Source organism: Okeania sp. SIO3B5, from assembly GCF_010692555.1.
Classification (GTDB): Bacteria; Cyanobacteriota; Cyanobacteriia; order Cyanobacteriales; family Microcoleaceae; genus Okeania.
Genome location: NZ_JAAHHG010000587.1, coordinates 1 through 5,955, shown reverse-complemented (window position 1 = coordinate 5,955; position 5,955 = coordinate 1). Strand labels below are relative to the sequence as shown.

The 5,955-nt window shown below is 36.9% G+C and carries 3 protein-coding genes and 1 tRNA gene; all 4 read right to left on the bottom strand.

The features are described from left to right. Positions 1-614 precede the first annotated feature (614 nt). A complete protein-coding gene (fba, locus tag F6K54_RS38800; protein WP_293089481.1) occupies positions 615-1,694 on the bottom strand; it encodes a class II fructose-bisphosphate aldolase in 1,080 nt (359 codons plus the stop codon). 853 nt (positions 1,695-2,547) lie between these two features. Next, positions 2,548-2,619: transfer RNA gene (locus F6K54_RS38795), tRNA-Lys, on the bottom strand. Positions 2,620-2,845: 226 nt separating this feature from the next. Continuing rightward, the gene (locus F6K54_RS38790; protein ID WP_293089480.1) at positions 2,846-3,718 is read right to left on the bottom strand and encodes an aldose epimerase; all 873 of its coding nucleotides are present in this window, start codon (positions 3,716-3,718) and stop codon (positions 2,846-2,848) included. A 301-nt stretch (positions 3,719-4,019) separates the two neighbouring features. After that, entirely contained in the window at positions 4,020-5,777 is a 1,758-nt protein-coding gene (locus F6K54_RS38785; protein ID WP_293089478.1) for a CapA family protein, read from the bottom strand. Positions 5,778-5,955 lie beyond the last annotated feature (178 nt).

Genomic DNA, 5,955 nt, shown 5'->3' with positions numbered 1-5,955 from the left:
TTAGGGTTTGTAGCAAACAGGAGACAGGAGACAGGAGACAGGAGACAGGAGACAGGAGACAGGAGACAGGAGACATGGGAATTTAGAGGAGTTAGGAGTAAGAATTGTAAGAATGATTTTTCTGCCCAACTATGCGCCTAAAATACGCTCCTTTTTGAGTGTTTTAGATTGAAACAGGCCCACTGCAATTCGACCCTAAAAAGGCTAAAACCTTTATCTGTAAATGCTTTGATATTTAAATCAGTAAGCCCTAATTAGGGGGTTTGCTGAAAAGTCTTTTAGTAGGGGTAGGAGTAATTTCAATTATCAGTTATCAGTACTTCTGCCTGTTTGCGCAGCATCACCTAGGAAAGTCAGAACCTTGAAATATCGAGAAGTTAATACCAATGTGAAAAATAATGTTACTAATAATAGGTGCGATAAAAAGATTTTACAGAAGATATCCTTTTGATTAATAAGATAAGTTATGAACTAAGAAATGGCATCGAAGCGATTAATTCTAACTTTTGACTTTTGACTTTTGACTTTTGACTTTTTACTTTAAAAAAAGAGAAACCCTAATTATTTTTAGGGCTTCTCATCAACTAAACTAATTAATTAAATATTTCAGAAATTTAGACTGCTACTGCTTTTTTAGTAGTCGCAGCTAATTCTCCACTAGCATATTTAGCAGCAAACTCATCCAAAGTTTGAACCTTAATTTTGCTAGCATTACCAGCAGTACTAAATTGTTGATAGCGATCGGCACAAACCTGTTTCATGTACTTGATAGAAGGCTTCATAAAGTGACGAGGGTCAAAGTTAGAAGGATCTTTAGCCGCAGCTTCACGAATAGCAGCGGTAATGGCCAAACGGTTATCAGTATCGATGTTTACCTTACGAACACCACTCTTGATTCCTTTTTGAATTTCTTCTACTGGTACACCATAAGTTTCTGGAATTGAACCACCATATTGGTTGATCATTTCCAACAAGTCTTGAGGTACAGAAGAAGATCCATGCATAACCAAGTGAGTATTAGGTAGGCGACGGTGAATTTCTTCAATGCGGCTAATAGCTAGAATTTCTCCTGTAGGCTTACGGGTAAACTTGTAAGCACCATGGCTAGTACCAATAGCAACTGCTAGAGCATCTACTTGAGTACGCTCTACAAATTCTACAGCTTCATCTGGATCTGTCAAAAGTTGTTCGCGAGAAAGAACGCCTTCTGCACCATGGCCATCTTCTTTGTCACCCATACCAGTTTCTAGAGAACCTAAGCAACCTAATTCTCCTTCTACACTTACACCAATGGAGTGAGCAACTTTAACTACTTCAGCGGTAACATTAACGTTATAGTCGAAGCTAGCAGGAGTCTTAGCATCTGCCTCTAGGGAGCCATCCATCATAACGCTAGTGAAACCATGGCGCATAGCAGAATAGCAAGTAGATGGTGCATTACCATGGTCTTGGTGCATGGCTATGGGAATATGAGGATATGTTTCTACGGCAGCAATAATTAAGTGACGTAGGAAAATTTCACCCGCATACTTACGTGCTCCACGGGAAGCTTGCAGAATTACAGGACTGTTTGTTTCATCAGCAGCCTGCATAATGGACTGAATTTGCTCCATATTGTTGACGTTATATGCAGGAATGCCATAACCGTTTTCTGCTGCGTGGTCTAATAATAACCGCATTGGTACGATAGCCATACCTTGTCCTCCTATATTTTTTGTTATTAGCCGATTATTGACTTCTGCCCGCGATAAATCGACGGGGATTCTAAAAGGATACTGCGCAATGGGTTAAAACCACATTGGGTAGTGTCTTTTTAGCTGACCAGAATTTTAACTTCTGGGGACGAGTCAAAACGCCCCTAGACACTCGACTTAAATCAGAATTAAGTGTCGTGCTTACTTCTTGATTCAGTGCACGGCTTTTCCCAAGAAAGAAAAAGATAGGATGGATTAAAATCCATCGAGTCGCATTTCATCCATCGCTTCAAAGACAATGGCTTTCATGCTCCCGTGCTAATTTGGTAAATTTGGTTTACTTAAGCTTAATTCTTACGACAATATTAAGACATATTTAAGATTCTGTCTATCTATAACTTAGATTTGTCCCTAAAAATTTATCTCAACGTTGGTTGAAGAGCCATGATCTCCGGTCATAGGAGCTTCGGGATGTTTGCGTTCCATGACAAATGGAAAAACCAATTTGATAGGTAGTAGGGAGCAAACAGTCAGAGAATACTTTGGCCACTTTAGTCTATCTATTTGAAAACTGCTACAATAAACAAAGGCACTTATGCTGAGGGCAGAGGGCAGAAGGAACAATTTGATAGGGTTTTATACCCCACCAAATTGTAGGCAACGCTAGTGACGGTATAGCACTACCCAAATAGATTAGGATATCTATAAAATCTTTAAAGCTAGTCAGGCATTACTTCTGACTTGCGCGTAGTGCTATATGCCCTTGTTCCCTTCGGTCGCGAGAATAGGTAAGGAGTCAGAATTCCCTTCTGCACACTGCATTTCTTGATAGTCTTGAAGTTTTTAATATTAATGGGTCGCCCGGGATTCGAACCCGGAACAAATCGGTTAAAAGCCGAGTACTCTACCGTTGAGCTAGCGACCCATCCCAGTTATGTTTTATTTCACACTTATACTAAAGATAGCATAGTCATTATTAATATTGCAATACCTTTCAGAAAAAAATTTTGAGATATTGTAAAAACTTTATGGACAATTTAGTTCTTTATCTATGATTAAGCTTATGGCTAAGGGACAAATCAAAGGAAAACTTAACTAATGGATATTAATTAGTGAATCCTTCTATAAATATATATAATAATGTGCTAGCATTACAAAAATGTTGCAGTGAGTCTAACTACCATTTCACAGGAAGCTCCAGGCTCTAAATCAATCAACCGATAACCTGTATTTAGAGAATTTGGAGGAGCTGTCCATGGTTCTAAACAATAAAATTCTTCATTTTTAACTGTCCAGAAAGCCATATTTGAATAAGCAGATGTATAACTTAGAATAATCTTGAGGCCACGGCTCCGGTCGTAAACAGTAGTGGCCAAGCCTGTTAATTTTCCAAATAGTGCATTCACCTCGTCTTGGTTAAGGTCAAATTTACCATCATTATCGTGGACAGTTCCTGTTTTTCTCTCCACATATTGCATTGAAGGGATATCAAAGCGAAGCTGATATTTATTTGGAGCAAAGAAATAAGGATGTAGCCCTGTAGAAAATGGCATCCTTTGTGTATTGCTCAAATTGGTGTAAACTTGGAATATTTCTAGAGAATTACCTTTTACTCGATAAGTAAAAGTTAATTTAAAGTCAAAGGGATAAACAGTTTTGGTTAATTTATTACTGGTTAAAACTAGAGTTATTGAAGCACGGTCTTGAGTAGACTTTTCTATGACTTCCCAAGGTAGTTCTCGTGCAAATCCATGTTGTTTGAGAAAGTAATTATTATCATTATATTTGTATATATTATTCGGCAAGTTCCCACAAATGGGAAACAGGATAGGTATACCACCTCTTACTATTAATTCTGGATTTTCTAACCTTTTGGAATCAAAGTAAAGTAGCTCCTGATTATTAATACACCAACTTGTAATTATGCCTCCTCTCTCTGGAATAACATTTATACTAGAATTAAATCCTAAATCAGAGAGGGTATAAGTTTTGTATTGTTTTTTTTGAAGTGCGATGGCAAACACAGTTTTTAATTCAGGAATTGATTATTGAATATTGGGCATGGGGTGATGATAACTAGAAATAAAAATCAACTTGCTTGGTGATTTGCCCAATAATTATTTAAACCTCTAGTTTTTATATGATTAAAGTATAGTAATTTCCGAGAAACCATCAATTTTTTTTAGATAGTATTTTTATTTTGCACTTTATTCTACATCATTGTATACCTCCTATTTTCATAATCATTCCACAGGAATAATTGAATAGAAAAAACAGAGTATGTAGCCATAGCTATTATAGTTATTCATGTTTGTATGATTTTAATTAAATTCTTAAACGTGGCAACTCAATAAAAGGTTCCTTGATAAAAGGTTCTTTGATAAAAGGTTCTATTGCTTCTTTAGCAGTTGCTTCAGGATTCAATATTGGTGGTAGAGGAAAACTATTCTGACTATCTACGCCAACTTCTCCTTCAGACAAATTCTGAGGATCGTTAGTGGAGTTTTGCCCATTTTCTGTCCTTCTAGGTGGCAACTCAGGTAAAGTTGGAGTTGATAAAATATTAGAGTTAGATCTATTTAGATTAGAGTTATTACCAGCAAACTCTACAAAAGAATTTATCTTATCTATCTTGAGAGGGGTTCTCATGGGCTGATGAAAAACACTAGAAATTTGAGCAATGTGTCTAAGAATTTCCTCTCCTTTTTTACCTTTAATAACTTGAGGTTGGAATTTGCTAACCACTATTGGCAAAAACTCAATCTTCATTTTGCCTGGTTTTAAAGAGACTTTCAAGATTGCTGTCTCATAATCACTCTCTTTGTTAGAAGTATCTCCAGAAATCAAATTACCCAAAGAATATATAATAGGCTGCCCCTTATAAATTTCTGCTCCCTGCAGTACCTTAGGGTGATGTCCTACCACTAAATCAGCACCTTGATCGATTGTCGATCTTGCTATATCCATCTGCCAGTCTCCAGGATATTCTGATAACTTTACCCCCCAGTGATAGTTAACAATAATCCAGTCTACCTGCTTTCTCAGAATTTGAATATCTGTAGCTATCTGATCTTTATTGCGACTGTTAACCCCTACTATCCCAGTATTTGGTTGAATATCTGTATCATCATAGCTCAGGTAGGCAATCTTTTGGCCTTTAATCTGAATAATCTTTGGTTTTCTGGCCTCATCTTTGGTTTTGCCCGCTCCTACAGAATGAATCTTTGCCTGCTCTAGAATATCTATTGTTTCAACTAAGCTTTTTTGATCATTGGCCATGCTTTGGTCATTGGCCAAATTAACTAGATCCACTCCTCCAGAAGACAAGACATTGACATAGTTAGAATCTACTGTTAGCTTATTATGAATGTTTGTACCGCTAATAGTAGAACGAGTCAGAGGATTTTCAAGATTAACCATTGCCAGATCGGCTTTTCTATACTCATCCATTTTGGCAAAAGGTAACTTATAATCCCTTTTTACTACATCAGAAACTGGATGGGATAAATTGACATCTCCACCAAACATTAAGGTAACCGTAGGATCATTTGGGTTTGTTACCCTTATATCATTAATCACTCGTACTTTTCCAGCAGCAGTTTCTACCGATGAAATTGAATTTCGCACTAGGACTTCATAATAACTTACCCAACAACCCAATATAAAGGTAGCCACCACTGAGCTTATTAATATTAACGAGCGGAATATTTGAAATTTGAAATTATTACTTTTGGTGGGAATATTAGATTGATTATTTAATTTTCTTTTTGGTGTAATTCTTACAGATTGTTTCCAGAGGATATTGGGTGAACCCCTAAAACGCCCTATAATATTGACTCTTTCTAGCAAAGGATAATTTAGTTGAGAAAGTTGGTGACAAATAAACTTAATTAATCTATCTGTTGGAGGTTCCTTCTGAAACTCTACTAAAACTTGTAAATATCCAGTCCTTTCTTTAGCTACACGAGCCGATATCCCTTGAGGTTTTAATTCTTTATTTATCCAGTAACTAATCGCCTTAAAATCACCAGAACGTGCTAATTCCAGAAGAGATGGTGGAGTTAAAGTAGGTGTGTAAGTCATATCTTAAACCTAATAGTTAAAGCTTTCAGATAGTAGGTAGGGTTTGCGTATGGAAAGTCTTTTTGCTGGGGTAGGAGACAGGAGGAACGGGGAATGAGCGAGGAAGTAGGAGCTAAGTTTTGTCCCAAGATTGTTCTGCCCAACTATGCGCCTAAAATACGCTCCTTTTTGAGCGTTT

What these genes read in the sequence shown, in the direction of transcription:
- fba (WP_293089481.1), bottom strand. Translation starts at nt 1,694, where the DNA reads ATGGCTATCGTACCAATGCGGTTATTATTAGACCACGCAGCAGAAAAC.
- F6K54_RS38785 (WP_293089478.1), bottom strand. Translation starts at nt 5,777, where the DNA reads ATGACTTACACACCTACTTTAACTCCACCATCTCTTCTGGAATTAGCA.